At 41.5% G+C, this 18,295-nt stretch carries 18 protein-coding genes; 13 read left to right on the forward strand and 5 right to left on the reverse strand.

From position 1 onward, the window contains the following. Nucleotides 1-7: 7 nt before the first annotated feature. From tatC to BRLA_RS03135, 3 genes are all read right to left on the reverse strand, one after another. Nucleotides 8-742 (reverse strand): twin-arginine translocase subunit TatC, encoded by a 735-nt coding sequence (gene tatC / locus BRLA_RS03125; RefSeq protein ID WP_041752468.1) that lies wholly within the window; start codon nucleotides 740-742, stop codon nucleotides 8-10. 40 nt (nucleotides 743-782) lie between these two features. After that, nucleotides 783-1,016, reverse strand: coding sequence for a twin-arginine translocase TatA/TatE family subunit (gene tatA, locus BRLA_RS03130; protein WP_003335530.1), 234 nt, complete (start codon nucleotides 1,014-1,016; stop codon nucleotides 783-785). A gap of 62 nt (nucleotides 1,017-1,078) precedes the next feature. Continuing rightward, nucleotides 1,079-2,722 (reverse strand): PhoX family protein, encoded by a 1,644-nt coding sequence (locus tag BRLA_RS03135; RefSeq protein ID WP_003335529.1) that lies wholly within the window; start codon nucleotides 2,720-2,722, stop codon nucleotides 1,079-1,081. A gap of 806 nt (nucleotides 2,723-3,528) precedes the next feature. On the opposite strand from BRLA_RS03135, the gene BRLA_RS03140 reads away from it, so the two are divergent. Then, complete coding sequence (locus tag BRLA_RS03140) at nucleotides 3,529-4,728, forward strand: acetate kinase (RefSeq protein ID WP_003335528.1); 1,200 nt, start codon at nucleotides 3,529-3,531, stop codon at nucleotides 4,726-4,728. Nucleotides 4,729-4,791: 63 nt separating this feature from the next. Here BRLA_RS03140 and BRLA_RS22970 read toward each other — a convergent pair whose 3' ends face one another. Then, nucleotides 4,792-5,019, reverse strand: a complete 228-nt coding sequence (locus BRLA_RS22970) for a phosphoenolpyruvate hydrolase family protein (protein ID WP_423752632.1) — start codon at nucleotides 5,017-5,019, stop codon at nucleotides 4,792-4,794. Nucleotides 5,020-5,120: 101 nt separating this feature from the next. On the opposite strand from BRLA_RS22970, the gene pdxK reads away from it, so the two are divergent. The 6 genes from pdxK (at nucleotide 5,121) to BRLA_RS03170 (ending at nucleotide 10,318) form a co-directional block, all read left to right on the forward strand. After that, nucleotides 5,121-5,930 carry a pyridoxine/pyridoxal/pyridoxamine kinase gene (gene pdxK, locus BRLA_RS03145; RefSeq protein WP_003335527.1) on the forward strand — a complete coding sequence of 270 codons (810 nt, stop codon included), beginning with the start codon at nucleotides 5,121-5,123 and terminating at the stop codon, nucleotides 5,928-5,930. Nucleotides 5,931-6,163: 233 nt separating this feature from the next. Beyond that, nucleotides 6,164-7,537 (forward strand): right-handed parallel beta-helix repeat-containing protein, encoded by a 1,374-nt coding sequence (locus tag BRLA_RS03150; protein ID WP_003335526.1) that lies wholly within the window; start codon nucleotides 6,164-6,166, stop codon nucleotides 7,535-7,537. Next, complete coding sequence (locus BRLA_RS03155; protein ID WP_003335525.1) at nucleotides 7,534-8,199, forward strand: nitrous oxide reductase accessory protein NosL; 666 nt, start codon at nucleotides 7,534-7,536, stop codon at nucleotides 8,197-8,199. The genes BRLA_RS03150 and BRLA_RS03155 overlap by 4 nt, the downstream gene beginning before the upstream one ends. A 55-nt stretch (nucleotides 8,200-8,254) precedes the next feature. Continuing rightward, nucleotides 8,255-9,073 (forward strand): ABC transporter permease, encoded by an 819-nt coding sequence (locus BRLA_RS03160; RefSeq protein ID WP_003335524.1) that lies wholly within the window; start codon nucleotides 8,255-8,257, stop codon nucleotides 9,071-9,073. After that, nucleotides 9,066-9,878: an ABC transporter ATP-binding protein gene (locus BRLA_RS03165; protein ID WP_003335523.1), complete on the forward strand. Its 813-nt coding sequence runs from the start codon at nucleotides 9,066-9,068 to the stop codon at nucleotides 9,876-9,878. Before BRLA_RS03160 ends, BRLA_RS03165 begins: the two co-directional genes overlap by 8 nt. 32 nt (nucleotides 9,879-9,910) lie before the next feature. After that, nucleotides 9,911-10,318, forward strand: a complete 408-nt coding sequence (locus BRLA_RS03170; RefSeq protein ID WP_233882622.1) for a FixH family protein — start codon at nucleotides 9,911-9,913, stop codon at nucleotides 10,316-10,318. A 101-nt stretch (nucleotides 10,319-10,419) separates the two neighbouring features. On the opposite strand, the gene BRLA_RS03175 is transcribed toward BRLA_RS03170, so the two are convergent. Next, the gene (locus tag BRLA_RS03175) at nucleotides 10,420-10,983 is read right to left on the reverse strand and encodes an LOG family protein (protein ID WP_003335520.1); all 564 of its coding nucleotides are present in this window, start codon (nucleotides 10,981-10,983) and stop codon (nucleotides 10,420-10,422) included. 113 nt (nucleotides 10,984-11,096) lie between these two features. On the opposite strand from BRLA_RS03175, the gene BRLA_RS03180 reads away from it, so the two are divergent. From BRLA_RS03180 to BRLA_RS03205, 6 genes are all read left to right on the forward strand, one after another. Next, complete coding sequence (locus tag BRLA_RS03180) at nucleotides 11,097-11,426, forward strand: MazG nucleotide pyrophosphohydrolase domain-containing protein (protein ID WP_003335519.1); 330 nt, start codon at nucleotides 11,097-11,099, stop codon at nucleotides 11,424-11,426. Nucleotides 11,427-11,702: 276 nt separating this feature from the next. Beyond that, entirely contained in the window at nucleotides 11,703-11,930 is a 228-nt protein-coding gene (locus tag BRLA_RS03185) for a FeoA family protein (protein WP_003335518.1), read from the forward strand. Next, a complete protein-coding gene (gene feoB, locus BRLA_RS03190; RefSeq protein ID WP_003335517.1) occupies nucleotides 11,927-13,945 on the forward strand; it encodes a ferrous iron transport protein B in 2,019 nt (672 codons plus the stop codon). The genes BRLA_RS03185 and feoB overlap by 4 nt, the downstream gene beginning before the upstream one ends. 43 nt (nucleotides 13,946-13,988) lie before the next feature. Next, nucleotides 13,989-14,162, forward strand: coding sequence for a FeoB-associated Cys-rich membrane protein (locus BRLA_RS03195; RefSeq protein WP_081870837.1), 174 nt, complete (start codon nucleotides 13,989-13,991; stop codon nucleotides 14,160-14,162). Nucleotides 14,163-14,326: 164 nt separating this feature from the next. Then, on the forward strand, nucleotides 14,327-15,394 hold the full coding sequence (locus BRLA_RS03200) for an HD-GYP domain-containing protein (RefSeq protein ID WP_003335515.1): 1,068 nt from the start codon (nucleotides 14,327-14,329) through the stop codon (nucleotides 15,392-15,394). A 604-nt stretch (nucleotides 15,395-15,998) separates the two neighbouring features. Then, nucleotides 15,999-18,101 (forward strand): exo-beta-N-acetylmuramidase NamZ domain-containing protein, encoded by a 2,103-nt coding sequence (locus BRLA_RS03205; protein WP_003335512.1) that lies wholly within the window; start codon nucleotides 15,999-16,001, stop codon nucleotides 18,099-18,101. Nucleotides 18,102-18,295: the final 194 nt, after the last annotated feature.

The following is an 18,295-nucleotide window of genomic DNA, read 5'->3' on the forward strand; positions in this document are numbered from 1 at the left end:
AATTCGACTACCCTGGGGTAATCTGCTCTCTCTCTAGCTTTTTACGATACACTATTCTTGAGATTCCAATGCTTAATTCGTATAACCCAATCAGCGGTACAAGTACCAAGATGTCCGATATGATGTCTGGTGGAGTTACCGAGATAGAAATGATGGATAGTAGAAAATAAGCGGGCTTGCGTAATTTTGCTAACCGATACGGATTCACAATACCCAAATGACTGAGAAATAAAACCACCAGTGGAAGCTCGAATAGTACCGAGAAGGGTAAGCAAAAAGCGAGCATAAAGCTGAAATAGTCGCTAGCCGTAATTAAGAGCTGAAAGTTATTGTTGGACAATCCAAGCACGAATTGATACACCATAGGGAACAAGATAAAATAGGCAAACATTGCCCCGCTGATAAACAACAGAAACAGAGCGGGAATATACATCAATGTTACCTGACGTTCTCTAGTGGTTAGAGCTGGAGAAACAAAGCCCCATATCTGAAAAGCTGCAAACGGAATCGTAATCGCGACGGCGGCCCATGCAGATAGCCTCATATAAATGGTTAGTACATCGGTAGGGCCTAAGATGGTCAGCTTTTCTCCAGAACGATTCGTGAGGAATTGATAAATAAAATCTACATATAAAAAGCAGATAACAAAGCTGATCAAAAATGTGGCAATGACAATAATAATCCGTTTTCGCATATCGCTTAGATGGTCGAAGATATGACTTGAAGTGTTGGAAGGGTCCAATGAAATTCTACCTCTTTCAACTAGATTCGAACAAACCAATTTAGGAAACCTCTTTTTTAGCTGGCTCCATAGCTTTTGTTGCTTCTGGCGTTTTCGCTGGTTCTGAGGACTGGTCCGGTTCCTCGTCCTTGGTTAAATCCTTGGCTGCTGTTTTAAATTCACTTAGGGTACGTCCAAAGGCACGACCAATCTCAGGCAGCTTGCTAGGGCCAAAGATAACCAATGCAATAATTAAAATCAGGATAAGACCTGGAATCCCAATAGATGATAGCATGTGGATTTATCTCCCTTCCTTAATATAGAGTGTCTATCTATCTTCAAAGGCAGGTGTAGCGGCTAAAATCCATGAATAGCAATTACTCCTGGCAAAGCGAGAGAGGATGCCCCGCGAGGCCAGTGACTGGTTGGCTTATCGTAAGACTCTAAATTTTCACCAGGATGCTGAACGGATAAAAATAAAGTTTTTTCATCGGGTGTAAACCAAGGTCCTGTCATCTCCGCACCAACTGGGGCTGAAGCAAACTGACTAGCTACGCCTTTATGATCACCAGAAGTAGGAATAAAATAGACTCCATTATTCCCAAAGGCACGGTAGATTCCCGTATTCATAGAACCAGAGGAGATGTCAGTCACGACCCACAGATTGCCTGCACTATCAAAGGTCAGATTATCTGGAGCCGCAAAGCCACTTTGCGGACCACCTGTCGCAAAGATTTCAAAATCAAACTCTACGCCAGCGTGATCGTTATTCTTTTCAAACAGGCGCATGATATGACCATAAAAGTTACTATGATTTTTATTGTTTGTTAGGGAAATAAAGATGGAACCATCAATCGGATGAACCTCCACATCTTCGGGACGATCCATTGGTGTCCCACCAGCTACTTTTGCAGCGATGCGACAGTTAATCAACACATCTGCTTGGGAAGTAAATTGCGGTTTTTTGTCTTTGTCCACAGCTTTTTGCAAGGCTTCGGTCTTGTGGTAATCGAGAGCTATCCATTTCCCCTTTGCAAAATTGGCCACATACAGCGTGCCTTCCTCTAGCAGCTTGCTGTTGGCTTTACCTTTAGCCTTATCGTACTTATTTTTAGATACATATTTATACACGTACTGATCAGTCGCGTCATCGCCCATGTATACCACTAATTGACCACCAGGAGCTAGTGTCATAGCGGTATTTTCGTGCGAAAAGCGTCCAAGTGCCGTATGCTTTTTAGGAGTAGAGTTTGGATCGAATGGGTCCACCTCCACTACCCAGCCATAGTGGCGCTCGTCAGCAAGCTTGCAATCGGTGACCACATCCTGAAAATTCTCTTCACAGGATAAAATAGAATTCCACAGGGTGACACCCCCAGAGCAGTTGGCAAATGTACCGACTACTTCTTTCGCCAGGCTAGTGGCAGGGCCTGTCATGAGGTGTTTGGTTAATCCGCTAACACGGCGACCATAGTTGGAGGTAGGAACCAATGTCCACTTACCTTGCTCCTTTTTAATTTCAATGACAGACCCGCCTAATGCGTACAGGTATTTACTGATTTGTTCTTGCGTGCGTTTATTATTTTGGGGATCAGCGTTTAGGTTATCATAGCCATTTACATAGTATTCTAGCTCACCGCAATATTCATGATTCGTCCAGAGTAAACCATGATCTGATTTTCCGTTCAGTGGCAGGAAACAGTTGAAATCAGCATTAAAACCAAAAGTATCGCCGGAAGCGTTAATTTTATCACCATAAAGGGCAATGACATTGTAAGTGAAGCCTTGGGGAAGAATGACGTCATCCTTTGTGCTTGGTTTAATCGGGGTGAATTTCGGATGAAAGGCTTTAGGAGGAGATTGAAGGCCAAATAGATGATCTGCTGTTTTCCCAGAAATGGACTCTCCTTTGGCAAGGGTCGGAATCCCTGTAGCCAATGAAGCGAGAGCAGCGGTGCCGGTTCCAAGAAATGTTAAAAACTGACGACGGTTTACTTCCATTGGTTGAATCGCTCCTTTTCCTTGTTAAAAGCTCGTTTTCGCTTTTCATTGTAAAGAGCTTGTCAGGAGATGAGGTTAAGCTGGGATGAAGATTCTATGAAAGAGAAACGAGTTTTTTTACAAAAGGAATGATAGTGATAGGAAGAGAGGAAAAGGCTGGAGCTTATTAATGGACGGGATTTTAGGAAAGATCAAATGGGGTAAAAGTAACGAGAATTATTAAAAAGGTATAGGCAGTGTAAAGAGTTATGATAGAGGCTTTTAAAAAAATTAACATTCAATTTCTAAGCTTGTCTATTCCTTTTCTAATGCATATGTTGAACTGCCCATCGAAAATCCGGAGTCGGTTATTTCTGAGGTCATTATGTTTTACGAGCAAAGAGGCCTAATTCCTAGATTTTATGTTAAAAATGTAGAGAAGGATTTGCTGTTCCTTCCATTACGAAAAGAGCAAGTGGGCATAAAGATACGACCATGTTAGGAAATATTGCCATGCTACCCAAATTTAGAGGGAGGGAACTCGTTCGTCAGCTCATTATTCATATGCAAAAGGAAGTGGGAAAAGCATAGCCGCGGTACGCGAAGAAGGATGATGAACGAGCGCTGAGTACGATTGTATCGTTTTGGACATACTAAAAGTAACATTTTTTGAAAGAGTCTGAATTTCTTGTGATAACATTCACAGATACGAGGATTCATGCTAAAGTAGATTACTAGAGATTGTGATGAAATCGGTCTATGCTGATTCTTCATTAATCGAGAGAGACAACGAAAGACAAACAACAAGATAGGATAAAGGTGATCATATGGCAATCGTACTATCCGTAAACTGTGGTAGCTCCTCTTTGAAATACCAATTGTTTGACATGCCTTCTGAGCGTGTATTGGCAAAAGGTCTAATGGAACGTATTGGCATGGAGGATTCCATGTCTTCATTCCAAGTAGGCGATGGAGAGAAGCTAAAAGAAACGCTTGATCTGAAAGACCATGAAGTAGCTGTAAAAAAACTAATTGCTTTGTTAACTGATCCAGAAAAAGGCGCTATTAAAGATATTACAGAATTAGATGGCGTTGGTCATCGTGTAGTTCACGGCGGCGAGACTTTTAAAGATTCTATATTGGTAACAGATGAAGTAATTAAAAAACTAGAAGAGCTTTCTGAGCTAGCTCCTCTACACAACCCAGCAAACATCATGGGAATTACTGCATTCCAAAAAATTCTACCGAGCGTTCCTGCGGTTGCAGTTTTTGATACAGCTTTCCACCAAACTATGCCTGCTAAATCTTACTTGTACAGTATCCCAACTGAGTACTATGAAAAGTACGGTATCCGTAAATACGGTTTCCACGGTACTTCTCACAAGTATGTAATGCAGCGTGCTGCTGAATTATTGGATCGTCCAGTAGAAAAACTACGTTTGATTAGCTGCCATTTGGGTAACGGTGCTTCCTTGGCTGCTATCTACCGTGGTAAATCCATTGATACATCCATGGGCTTTACACCACTTGCTGGTTTGCCAATGGGTACTCGCTCTGGAGATATCGACGTAGCATTGCTTCCTTATCTACAACAAAAAACAGGTCTTTCTGTTGACCAATTAGTAGATGTTCTAAATAAAAAGTCTGGTCTTCTAGCTGTTTCTGGCTTGTCCAGCGATCTTCGCGATATCGAGTCTGCAGCAGAGAACAATGACGAGCGTGCCGAGCTTTCTCTACAAATCTTTGTAGAAAAAATCCGTAACTACATCGGTTCTTATGCTATGCAAATGAACGGTGTAGATGCAATCATTTTCACAGCCGGTATTGGTGAAAACAGTGATATCATCCGTGGTCGCGTATTGGATAAATTAGAGTGGATGGGTGTATACTTCGACCGTTCTAAAAATAACGTACGTGGTAAAGAAACTGATCTTACTTTCGATCATTCTCCAGTTAAAGCTTTCATTATCCCTACAAACGAAGAGGTAATGATTGCTCGCGACACAATGAAATTTGCTAAACTATAAGATATAAAATGAAAAAACTCTCCTAGCGCTTTGTTGAAGGTGCAGGAGAGTTTTTTTATATGATTATTCTATTATCTTTTTAAATTGGCGCATATTCTCTGTGATGGCAGTTTCCGTAGGGAGACGTTCCATACTGGATGCCCCGAAGAACCCGACAACACCTGTCTTATGTTTTAAGACATAAGTGGCATCCTCAGGCGTAGCAATTGGACCATCATGACATAAAACAATAATATCGGGGTTAAGAGGAACCTTCTTACAATATGATCGGAAAGTATACTTCTCTAAAATTTATTCTGTTATGTTGAGAGCATCAGGTTTACAATATAAGAAGAATAGCAATCATACTAGCAGGTATAAAGCAGGAATAGTACAAGGGGGATTTTAAGCACATGACTATGCATAAAGCTCTGACTATCGCGGGTTCAGATTCAAGCGGTGGAGCAGGAATTCAGGCAGACTTAAAAACATTTCAGGAACGCAATGTTTATGGAATGACTTCTATTACAGCATTGGTAGCTATGGATGAAAACTGGGCCCATCTCGTTTATCCGCAACCTCTTGAAGCGATTGAGGCACAATTGGAAACAACTATGCATTATGTGGGTGTAGATGCCCTGAAGACAGGGATGCTGGCAACAAAAGAAGTAATTGAGCTGGCTGCCCGCAAAATTGCTGAATATAATGTAACGAAGGTTGTTGTTGACCCGGTAATGATTTGCAAAGGGGAAGACACTGTTCTCTTAGATGAGCAAGCTATTAAAGCGATGCGTGAAGAGTTAATCCCAAGAGCAATGGTGGTAACACCTAACTTGCCCGAAGCTGCATTTCTTAGTGGTTTAAAGATTAATACGGTTGAAGATATGAAAGCGGCGGCGAAGAAAATCCATGAGATGGGAGCCAAATATGTCTTGATCAAAGGCGGCGGTCGTCTTGAGGATAGCCAAGCGGTAGATCTTTTGTTTGACGGGGAGTCATTCGAAATCTTAGAAACAGAAAAATTCGATACCACATTTACTCATGGGGCAGGCTGCACATATTCTGCTGCAATTACTGCTGAATTGGCAAAAGGAGCGGAAGTGAAGGATGCTGTTAAAACAGCGAAGGCTTTCATTACAGAAGCGATTCGCCAAGCATTCCCGTTAAACCAACATGTGGGACCAACATGCCATTCTGCTTACCGTGCAGTAGAAGGTAAATAAACCAATTCTGATAAAATAAGCTCTGTCTGAAGGAATGAGACAGGCTTATTTTTTTACGAGTTTCCTTACTTTTCAGTAAATATTGTCCAATTTATTAAATCTTTGCAAAAGGAAGCACATTTGACATACCCCACTAGCCCTTTCGAGTCATGCTGTGTTATAGCGACATATTTATCATAATAATGGCGTGATTGGATGACTGCGCTTACCATACCCCAAAAAGGAGGGGACTTATGCGGCGACATACAGCTTTCAGGGTAGGTAGTTATATTTGCTTGGTTCTGATGCTGGCCTGTTTGGTAGCTAGTGGTTTCATCATACGACCGGCGCAAGCTAAGGAGATGAAAAATGAGTTACAACAACTGATTGATCAGGCTAAGACGGATACGATTCTCAAAGTGCCAGCAGGAGAATACAGTGGTCCTATCCTGATCACTAAGCCGATTCATGTAGCGGCAGAGGGTACCGTAACTGTACGTAGCCAAGGGGATGCTCCTGTAGTCACCTTGAAAAGTAACCAAGCAAGTCTGCGTGGTCTTACTTTATTAGATGAGCGTCAAGGTGCAGAGACTGCTACGCTAGTAATGGAAGGCAGCCGAAATGTAGTAAAAGAGCTCACGATTGAAACAAAGGGAACAGGTCTTCAGCTACGAAACGGTGAGCATAACCAGATCATTGGTAACAAGATCAAAGGGTTGTTGGCGGGAAAAGCTATTCCTACTGGTTTAAATGAAACACGCAGTCCAGGAAAAAAGGGAAATGGAATTGACTTGAAAGAGGCCAACAACAATACCATTATGGGGAATTTGGTTGAAAATATGTTTGACGGTATCTATGTAGAGACCAGTCACAACAACCGTGTGGAGAAAAACATGGTCTACGATTCCCGTTATGGCTATCATCTCATGTTTAGTAATGATGTTACCTTGATACACAATCAGGGCGATCGGAATGTAACTGGCGGTATGGTCATGGGCTCGGACAATGCAATCGTTACAGATAACCGATTCACCAAGCAAAATGAGAGCGTTAACTCGCAAGGTATCCTGCTGTTTGATGTGCAAAAGGCAAGAGTGGAACGTAATTACGTGGAAGGAAACCGCGTTGGGCTTTATGTAGAAGCGGCAGAAAAGAATGAAATTTCCTATAATCAAATATTGCAAAATTACATCGGTTTGCAATTGAAAGAATCGAAAGACAATTCATTTACAGGCAATCATTTTATTGGAAACGTAACTCAGGCAGAGGCTCAAGGCAGTACAGATAACCTTTTGCAGATGAATTATTGGGACAGTGCTCAAAGCGTAGATTTGCAAGGGGATGGTAAGAGCGATTTGTCCTACCGTATTAATCCATTTTTCTTTGCTTTAACAGATCAAGTAGAGGCATTCCAGATTTTCTTTCAATCACCGGGACTATTATTTTTAGAGAGCATGTTTGATGATCATTCTGGCGCATTTTTGCATGATCCACAGCCTTTGATGACGCCAATCGAGCAACAAAACCAAGCATCTACAACTCATTCGCCGATAATCCTTGTGATTAGTGCGATTATGTTTTTAGGAAGCATTTATTTTATCTACTTAATGGGGGTTCGTACAAAATGAAAAAAACACATATGATTTGGGCAAGCATTACATTGGTTTCCGCTTTAATGACAGGCTGTGGAGGACAGTCAGCACAGCCGGTGGCGATTAATGAAAGCGTTGATAAATGCGATATCTGCAACATGCAAATCGCTGATGATCATAATGCAACTGAAATCATTTTAAAGGATGGAAAAGCACTAAAATTTGATGACATCGGCGATCTGTTTGCTTGGATTAAAAAGAACGGAACTGAAAAAATTGACGTGAAATTCGTGCGTGATTACCACACGAAAGAGTGGATGAATCTAAACGATGCTACTTTTGCTTACGATAAAGAATTTAAAACACCAATGGCTTACGGAGTGTACTCTTTTAAAGATAAGCAATCTGCGGAAGCGTTCGTAAAAGAACAAGGTAAAGGCCAAATCCTGACAGCAGAGCAGCTTAACAGCCATAATTGGGAAATGAATATGGATCAAATGGAGCATCACGGTGATAAGAAGCATCATGGTGATATGGAGCATAAAGAGGGAGACAAGGCTGGCGAACATTCACAACAACATGATGCAGGTAAAGCTGAGGGGCATTCAACACAACAGCACGATGCAGGTAAAAGCGCAGGCGAACACAATGGCTCTACTCCATCCACTGAAACACCAGCTAGTGGAGCAGGGCACTAGGACGATTTGTTAAAGCGCACTTGCCCGAGGGACTACAGATAGAGGAAGTGTTGATATGCAAGCTATCCATATCGCCAAGCGGGAAATACAGATTGGATTTCGCAATCCGTGGGCCTATTCATTCTTAGCCCTCTTCTCGCTATTTAGCCTAGCTTTGTTGTTGATTCAAGCCCAAGCCTACATGGAGGGGTATACCCATACGACAGGAGCTATGCTTAATTTAATCTTATATTTATTACCACTGATGACGTTGCTGCTTGGTTCCTTTTCTATTACTTCGGAAAAGGAAGAAGGAAGCTGGCAGTTACTTTCTACGTATCCGCTCTCTACATCCGCGTTTCTTGGTGGGAAATATCTGGGGCTAGCTGCTGTTTTAATTGCGATTATCAGTTTTGGATATGGCCTATCTGGATTGGTAGGAGCTTTGTTTGGCAAAGGCTTTACGCTTTCACTGTTAGTGTTTTTCTTCCTTTTTTCTATCTTATTAATCTTGCTGTTTTTAGGGATTGCCGTATGGATCGGAACCTTCTGTCAGAATCGTTGGCAGGCTTTAACGGTTGGTGTTAGCATTTGGTTCTTGTTTATTTTAGCTTGGCCTACCCTATTGATCTCCGTTCTGGGCTGGTTGCCTTATCAAGCAATTAAGCCTGCGGTGCAAATTTTAACCATATTAAATCCAGCCGAATTAGTTCGTATTTTTATGGTTATTAAAATGGGGGGCGGCTCTATTTTTGGTCCCGAGTACTACCAATGGGTAGACTGGTTAAAGACCAGTATGGGTACGACTTTGTTCGCTGTTTTTTGCCTGCTTTGGGTGGTATTGATGATGGCTGGATCTATCTTGGCCTGGGAAAGAAGGCGATACCGTGGGTAGCAGATCTGAAGCAGTAAATAAAGTGGTAGATACGCATGATGTAAAATCTAGTGCATCGAAAAAGGAACGTTTACTTATTAAGGGTGTGAGTAAACGAATCAAACAGCAAACATTAGTTGAACCATTTGAGCTTTCGATGGATGCTGGTGAGATCGTGGCATTATGTGGCGGCAATGGAGCGGGGAAGAGTACTATTTTACGGATGATCGTAGGCATTACACAGCCGTCTGAAGGTAACATTACTGTAAATGGCATGAGCTGGAAGGAAAATCGCACTGAGTATTCTAACCAGATCGGCTATATGCCCGATCAGTTCAACTTCGGTAATGGACTGACAGCTTGGGAGACTTTACAATTTTATGCTTCCTTGCGTAAAATTAATGTGACAAGAACCGAAGAAGTGCTCGAATTAGTTGGCCTTACGGATGTACAAGACAAACGTGTCAGCACGTTCTCAAAAGGAATGCAGCAGCGTTTGTTATTTGCGCAGGCTATATTGGCAAAGCCAGCCTTGGTGGTCTTAGACGAGCCTACCAACGGACTTGATCCTTATTGGATGGAAGAGTTTGTCCAGTTAGTTCAACAAATTAAGCGAGAAGGAAGTAGTGTTATTTTTTCTACGCATCAGCTTAATATTGCGGAACTGGCGTGTGATCGAGCTATCTTTTTACAAAAAGGACGCATTATACAGCAAGGAAGTGTAGAGCACTTTCAACAAAAATACGGAACTCTCGGTTTACAAGGAGCGTTCGCAGAAATCTTTCCATTTGGACAACGTGCGGGGCAGGAGATAAAGCTAAGCTAGTCACACTTTGCCAGCAAAAGAGTACTGAAGGGATGAAAGGGTTGAAAGTGATGGGAAATCCCCAAAACAGGAAAGGAAGCCTGCTTTCCCTCTTCATTCTCATCCTATGCGTATTAGCGCTAGTTGGGTGTGAACCAAGAGGGCCTAAACCAGATATAACAGCAGAATTTAGCAGTGAACCAGCACCTCCTAAGGTAGGAGAGCAAACGATTTTAACTGCCAAATTGGGTGGGCTGGAGAATTATGATGAGGTGTATGTCGATATCGAATTAAAATTGGAGGGGCAACGTACACGCGAGCTAGTGAAAGCTAAGCAGGGAGAGAAGGCGGTATATGCGGCCAAGCAAAAGTTCTCTAAACCTGGCACGTACGATGTGACTGTCCATGTCTATACACCCCAACTGCACGAAACAGTCATGAAGAAGATTACAGTGGAATAAGACTGACAGTGTTAGAAGGAAATCAAGAATAGAGATAAAGGGAGAAGGGAAGGCGATGGTAGCCCTCCCTTTTTTATTGCTGAAAGATTACAGAATTACAACTAATATGTTTTAACAGTTGGGGCCTGATACGTTTCAAACTTATCCAGTAAAGCCTTGGCATCTGAATCCACGATGCTCATGGAGCGATATTTTGCCTGTAAGAACTGCTCTGTTACCATGTGGTCAAATAGAGCGAGTAGCGGATCATAGTAGTGATTAATATTGAGAAGACCCAGAGGCTTTTGATGGATTCCAATTTGGGCCCAAGTAAAGATCTCGAAAAATTCCTCTAACGTACCAGGACCCCCTGGTAACGCAATAAATCCATCTGCTAGTTCTGCCATTTTGGCTTTTCTCTCATGCATGGATTCCACAATGAAAAGCTTTGTTACATGCTGATGAGAGATTTCCCGTTCTATGAGCAACTTAGGCATGACGCCGATTACCTCGCCGCCCTCCTCTAACACTGTGTCAGCGACTGTGCCCATAATTCCAACGCTTGCCCCGCCGTAAACCAATGAAATGCCTCGTTTAGCCAATTCTTTGCCTAATTGGACAGCCCCTTCCCGATAAGCCGATGGTGCTCCATTACTTGAACCACAGAAAACAGCTAGACGTTTCAATGCAAGTACCTCCATTCAGTTCGTACCAATTGTGTAGGGTTGTATTGTCATGTAACATTATATAGAATTTTTAGATAAACGTAAGCAATCGTTTGAGTAAGGAGGCTGCTAAATTGAACATCGTAGAATTTCAAAAATGGGTCAAGGATTATTATGAACAAAGAGGATGGTCGGAGTTAGATATTTTTATTCGCATCGGTTTTCTGGCAGAAGAAATGGGCGAGGTAGCAAGGGCGATCAGAGCTCTGGAAATTGGGAGAGATCGGCCGGATGAAAAGATAGGAACCATAATAGAAAAAAAACAAGAGTTAACAGAAGAACTAGGGGATGTGCTTGGGAACCTCATCGTCATTGCGAACAAGTATGATATTGCCCTTGAAGATATTTTTCAATCTCATCGTGAGAAACTGCAAAAACGTTATGCACAGCATGAGAAATCCTAAGCTTATTTTCCGCTACATTTTAGGCTTGCTAGCTCCTATGGGCTGGTAAAGCCTATTTTTTTAATCCGCCTTCATGCTATCTTATCCTACCTTTTATCTTTTATCTAAAAAAGATACCTCAGTTGTTAAGAAAGTAAATTATGCTGGGTGTAGTGATTTATTTCACATTAAATCTACTAGATGTCAACTATAATACAACTAGATTGATAATGATTATCGTTTCGGATTGAAATACAGCTTTATAGGAACACAGCTTTAAGAACGAGGTGATAGGTAATGGTACTAGCAGATGTTAAAGCGGGGATTTCCGCTAGAATCGTAGATATTACTCAAGTGAGCGCTCTAGTGAGGCGGCGCTTAATCGATTTGGACATTATGGAAGGAACGGTTGTCCGCATAAAAAAAATACTGCCATTTGGCGGTCCATATACATTGGAAGCAGGAGGTCAAATTATCGGGATTAGACGAAATGAAGCCAAACAGATAAAGGTCGTGTGTGAATGATTACGATTGCTCTTGCAGGTAACCCAAATACGGGGAAGACCACACTATTTAACATCCTGACCGGCTCATATGAATACGTAGGAAACTGGCCCGGTGTAACTGTTGAGAAAAAGATAGGCTTGCTCCGTAACAAACAAGGTCGGCTGATTGATTTACCAGGAATCTATTCATTGAATCCTCTGTCCAAGGACGAGGGTGTGGCCACTCAATATTTAATAGATCACCATCCGGACGTGCTTTTAAATATTGTAGATGCCTCGCAATTAGAACGGAATCTGTATTTAACCGTACAGCTATTGGAATACGGAGCACCCATGGTGATTGGACTAAATATGACAGATGTTGCAAAAGCTAGAGGCTTTGCCATTGATGAGACAAAGCTAGCTGAGAAGCTCCAATGCTCTGTCCTGCCGATTGTTGCCCGTACAGGGGCTGGATGCCAGCAGCTAGCTGATAGCTTTAGTCAAGTAGTCCAAAAGCCAAATCGTCCGTTTCATGTAAATTATGGAGAAGTACTTGAGGAAACAATCACTACGCTTGTGGAATTATTGCCGGCAAGCTTGGAACAGCTACCTCCGAAACGTTGGTTAGCTCTGCAATTTTTAGAAGGCAACCAATTAGTGTCTGATTTGTTGGAGAAATATGTATCAAGAGCCCGATTAGAAGAGATTTACAAGCAAGCGGAAGCGAACATCAAAAAAATGGAGAGTTTCCAAAACTGTACACTCCAGCAATATATACGCAAAGTGCGCAGTACCCTTATTCATGACATGATCTCTAGTTGCAGGGAGCAGGTAAGACAGGTGGAGAAAACCTGGACGGATCGCATTGACTCCTTTTTAACACATAAATTTTTAGGCTTGCCTATCTTTTTATTGTTTATGTATCTCACCTTTAAATTAACATTTGAATGGATTGGGGCGCCGATATCTGATGCCTTCGATGATTTCCTGGGAGGGCCATTTACAGATTGGCTGCGAGCTACCTTGGAGAGAGTCGGAGTTTCTGAATTCTTGCAAGCGGCTCTACTAGATGGTGTTGTTGCCGGAGTCGGAGGCGTGCTTGTTTTTATTCCGCAGATTTTTGTATTATTTTTCCTTATCTCCCTTATCGAGGACTCTGGCTATATGGCACGGGTTGCCATGGTCATGGATAAAATTATGGAGATGATTGGGTTAAACGGAAAAGCTTTTATTCCCATGATTATCGGTTTTGGCTGTAATGTACCGGGAGTCATGGCGGCGCGTTCAATTGAACAGCCCAAGGAACGACTTTTAACCATTTTGTTAACACCTCTTATGTCGTGTTCGGCTCGCTTACCGATCTATAGTTTATTTGTTGGAACGTTCTTTGCAGCTAATCAAGCCACTATTGTCTTGTCTATCTATGTATTAGGTATTGTTTTATCGCTCTTATTAGCAAAATTATTTTCTTCTACTGTATTAAAGCAGGAAGGCTCTATGTTTATTATTGAGTTGCCTCCTTATCGAATACCACAAGGACGTACCTTATTTCGTAGCACGTGGGAAAAAGGAAAGGGATTCATCCGAAAAGCGGGAACCTTCATTTTTGGAGGCTCGATTGTCATTTGGTTCTTGAGCTATGCTGGTCCAGCAGGGCTTGATGTAGAGCTTAACGATAGCTTCCTTGCGATGATTGGCGGAGGATTGGCGCCACTGCTGATACCGCTTGGCTTTGGAACGTGGCAAGCGGGGGCTGCCCTCATTACGGGCTTCTTAGCAAAAGAAGTAGTAGTGTCTACGATGAATATTATTTATGCAGCACCAGATGATCATACACTACAGGCTGTCATTCAAACACATTACTCCTCTTTAAGCGCTTATAGCTTTATGGTTTTCGTTCTCTTGTATGTTCCATGCTTGGCAACAGTAGCTGTGATTAAAAAGGAAACAGGTTCTACTAAATGGACATGGTTCTCTGTGCTTTATGGACTTGGTATTGCCTATGTAGTATCGTTCATTATCTATCAGGTAGGGACATTGCTCGGATTTTAGATAATGAAAGAAGCCACAGAAGGGATGGACAATGATGCTTAACATGATACTTAATATTGTGATTGGAACGTTCATTTTTGGTTATGCAGCGTGGACCTTGTGGCGATATGTTCAGAAGAGTAAAAAGGGGAAATGTGCTGGATGCAGTCAGGAGAAAAAATGCTCATCCGCATGCTGTTCGCCTGATTCAACCCAACAGAAGCATATTCCAAGATAGATCATAAAAAATTTGATGATTTTATAGAAAAAAGCTGGAAGCTCATTACAAGGAGCCCAGCTTTTTGTTGTTTTTATTATTCTATTTCTCAGAAAAATATTTCACTAGTTACTATATTTTGCCGATATTTGTAAAGAGGATACAAAAAAGGGGGGGAAAGGGCGTTGGTTCAAGTACATATGGATCTTAGTTTAGAGGGAAGAGTGCTGGCGGAGGATATCTATAACGCATATGGTGTGCTTCTTTTATCCAAAGGCACCGTGTTAACCTCCAAAGAAATCGCTAAATTAAAAGGAAATGGCTTTCAGTCGGTTAACGTAAAAGAGATCCCTCACAATCAAGAGGACGATCGTTACCTACGTAAGCAATTTCAGCAAATTTCGGCTAATAATCACTTGGTTGAAACCTATATGAATGCCACGCAAACCTTAAAGAGCTTATATACCTCTGTTACACACCAGTACATGCCGCCCATCCATGAATTTGAACAACTATATGAAACATTACGTGACCAAGTGATAAGCCAAAGGGATTTGTTTCGCTCATTGTATCTACTAGAAGGGTCAGAAAATTACACGTATCGACATTCTATTAATGTTGGCATTTTATCGGCTATCATTGCTAATCTGGTCGGCATGCCCCAAGAAGAAGTAGAGATGATGGGGGTTGCTGGTTTATTACATGATATTGGGAAAATGCTGGTACCGTCAAAAATCGTAATGAAGCCAGATCGGCTGACGGAGGACGAATTTGAAATCATGAAGCTTCACACGGTGTACGGGCATGATTTATTCCAGAAATCCGGGGAATTTCCTGACGTTTTTGCCCAAATTGCTCTGCTGCACCATGAAAGAATGGATGGCAGTGGATATCCTGAGCAACGTATAGGCGATGAAATCCCCTTATCCTGTCAGATCGTAGCCATCGCTGATATGTTTGACGCAATTTGCTCTGATCGAATTTATAAAGAACGTACATCACCGTTTGAAGCAGCCCAATTACTATGGAACGATGCATGCATAGGAAAATTAAATCCCAAAATTGTCTCTACCTTTATGCAGTCGATTATCTCGATGTATATCGGAAGTCGTGCCCTGCTTAGTAATGGTGACGAGGTAGAAATTGTCCTCATAAATGCAGACGAGCCCATGCGACCACTAGTGCGGAAAGGAACAGAATATTTCGATTTGAGAAACAAGCGAGATCTACATTTACAAAAAATGATTTTGTAAGTGGGAATCTTCCATCATCGAAAAATCCTAAACCGAATGAAGACCCGTCTGCTTGTTCAGGAGTCGGGTTTTTTGCTGGAGGTAACAGCGGATGAATCAGCGTTCATCCATAATGATTAACAATAAAAAGAGCGCAATACGTGTGATATCCAGCGTGCAGACGAATCGAGAAAGCTTGTCGTACTGCGCATACGCTTCTCAATACGCTAGCCCAAAATAATAGCAATATGACGATTGCTTTCATATATTTTACCAAGGGAAACACTGTTGTCGTTACCTAAAAAAACTGGTTTATTCCAAAAAGGAGTGTTCACAATGTTAGAGGAGCGTTATGAAAGGTTTGCCATTATTGTTTTAATGATTGTTTGCTGCTTTGTTGGACTGTAACTAGCAAAAAACGACTGAATGATGATGTCAAAATCAGTCGTTTGTTACTAGTTTTTGATCAGATTTTTCAACAAAATAATACGTTTTACCCAAGTTTTACATCAATCGACTTATTTTTTCATACTAGATGAAACTATTTGTTAAAAAGAGAGTCTCATTTATATAGAAATTTATTTATATATTTCGCAATTATTTCGTAGGAAGGAATTTATAAATTATGCGCAAAGGTATACTTTTTCTCACGTGTCTGATTATGCTGATGTTCGTCTCAGATCGAAATTCCTACGCGAATCCACCGAGTATCAGGCTAGGTGATGATGTCCTAATCTCGAAATATCATCATCTTATTGATGGGAAAAGGATTGGGTTGGTTACCAACCAAACGGGAATAAATAGTCAGGGACAAAGCATCATAGATGTTCTGGCCAAATATCATAATGCCACCTTAGCGGCTCTATATGGTCCAGAGCATGGAATTGATGGGCAGGCTCGGGCTGGTGCCTATGTGGAATCTTATATACATAAAGATTGGAATATTCCCGTCTATAGTTTATATGGTAAAACTAGAAAACCAACCGCCAATATGCTAAAAAATATTGATGTTTTGGTATTTGATTTGCAAGACATCGGAGCGAGAAGCTACACGTATATATCCACGTTACATGATGTGATGGAAGCGGCTCGTGAACATAAAAAGCCGCTAATTGTTCTGGATCGTCCTAATCCGTTAGGTGGAAAAATTGTGGATGGTCCAGTCCAAACACCTCCTTATCTAAGTTTTGTTGGTGTGGACGAGCTACCATTGGCACATGGAATGACGATAGGGGAGCTAGCACAGTTTTTTAATAGAAAAATGGGTGTTCATCTTACCATTATCCCCATGGATTACTATGCAAGAGGGATGATTTTTCAGGATACAGGCCTTAAATGGGTGAAAAGCTCTCCGCAGGTTCCTAACCTAGCTTCTGTCTTTGGTTATCTAGCAACAGGGCTTGGAGAGGGAATCGGCTTACAGCATAGCGATAACTTTAAATGGGTAGGCGCAGAGGGGATACACGCTAACCAGCTTGCTAAGATGTTAAATGATGCAGATTTACCGGGGGTTGTGTTTGTTCCTGAGACCAAAGGGTTTGCTGGTGGTGTTCGTTTGCAAATTATCGATTACCATGCTTTTAATCCGGCACGCACAGGGATGTATGTCTTGGCATACGCTAACCAACTAACCTCATCTGTTATGAAAAATCAAGATAAACGGTTCAATTCAGAACAATTTGACAAAATAATGGGAAGCAGTGAACTTCGAAAAGCTTTAGCGCGTAAGGCTTCGCCAGAAGAACTCGAAGCATTGTACGCTCCAATGGTTAATTCCTTTAAAATGGAACGCTTGCCTTATTTAATTTACGAGGATATTGGCAAGGAGTATATGGGAGCAATTGTGGATTCAGGTAAAAAGGTAACAGTGGAACCAAAACCGGATACAACGAGTCCAGAACCAACCCCAGAACCAAAGCCAAAACCAGAACCGAATACAACGAAACCGGTGACAAAGCCTAACCCAAAACCTGATGTAACGACACCAGTACCAGGTACAGAAACAAAACCAAATCCGAATCCAACAACATCAGGACAAAAACCGGACACGACAGCAACGAAACCGGTATCCTCTCAAAAGGTAGCACATCTTACCTTTGATGATGGACCATCTAATGTTACGGTCCAAATTCTGGATGTTTTGAAGCAACACAATATTAAGGCAACATTCTTTGTTTTAGGGCGCAATGTTAAAGGAAATGAAGCAATCTTGCGCAGAATGCTAGCAGAAGGACATACCATTGGTAATCATACGCATTCCCATGATTACAATAAAATTTATAAAAATCCGCAAGCATTCTTTACTGATCTAAAACAATCCGAAGCAGAAATCCAAAAAATCACAGGGGAAAAACCAACCATGATTCGTTTCCCTGGCGGTAGTAATAATGGTGTTAGTAAGAAAGCGCAAGATACCACAATCTACGGAGCCAACAAATGGGTCATGAATGATATTGTGAAAGAAGTGAAAAATCAAGGATATACCTACTTTGATTGGAATGTTAGCTCCGGTGATGCTAGATCGAATAGCTATACCCCTCAAGAAGTCATCAGAAATGTGAAGAATGGCAGTGCAAACAAACATGAGGTGGTTATCCTGATGCATGATACCAAGGCAAAAGAAAGCACATTGAAAGCTTTGCCACAGGTCATTGCTGATTTGAAGAAGCAAGGATTTACATTCGAGGCTCTACAACCAACAAGTAAGACCGTTCAATTTTTAAAATAAACCATCCGAAAAAAACCTAGGATCGATGTGGAAACATCACTAGGTTTTTTCTATCTTTAAAAAGGAAAAAAACGGCTGAAACGTGAACATGAATGTATTTATAACGGAAAAATGTGGTTATCTAACAAGTTATACTCATACTTACCGGCTTGTTTACCGAAATAAGAAATAGGGATATTATTTTCGGGGAATAG

Source organism: Brevibacillus laterosporus LMG 15441 (genome assembly GCF_000219535.2).
GTDB classification, from domain to species: domain Bacteria; phylum Bacillota; class Bacilli; order Brevibacillales; family Brevibacillaceae; genus Brevibacillus_B; species Brevibacillus_B halotolerans.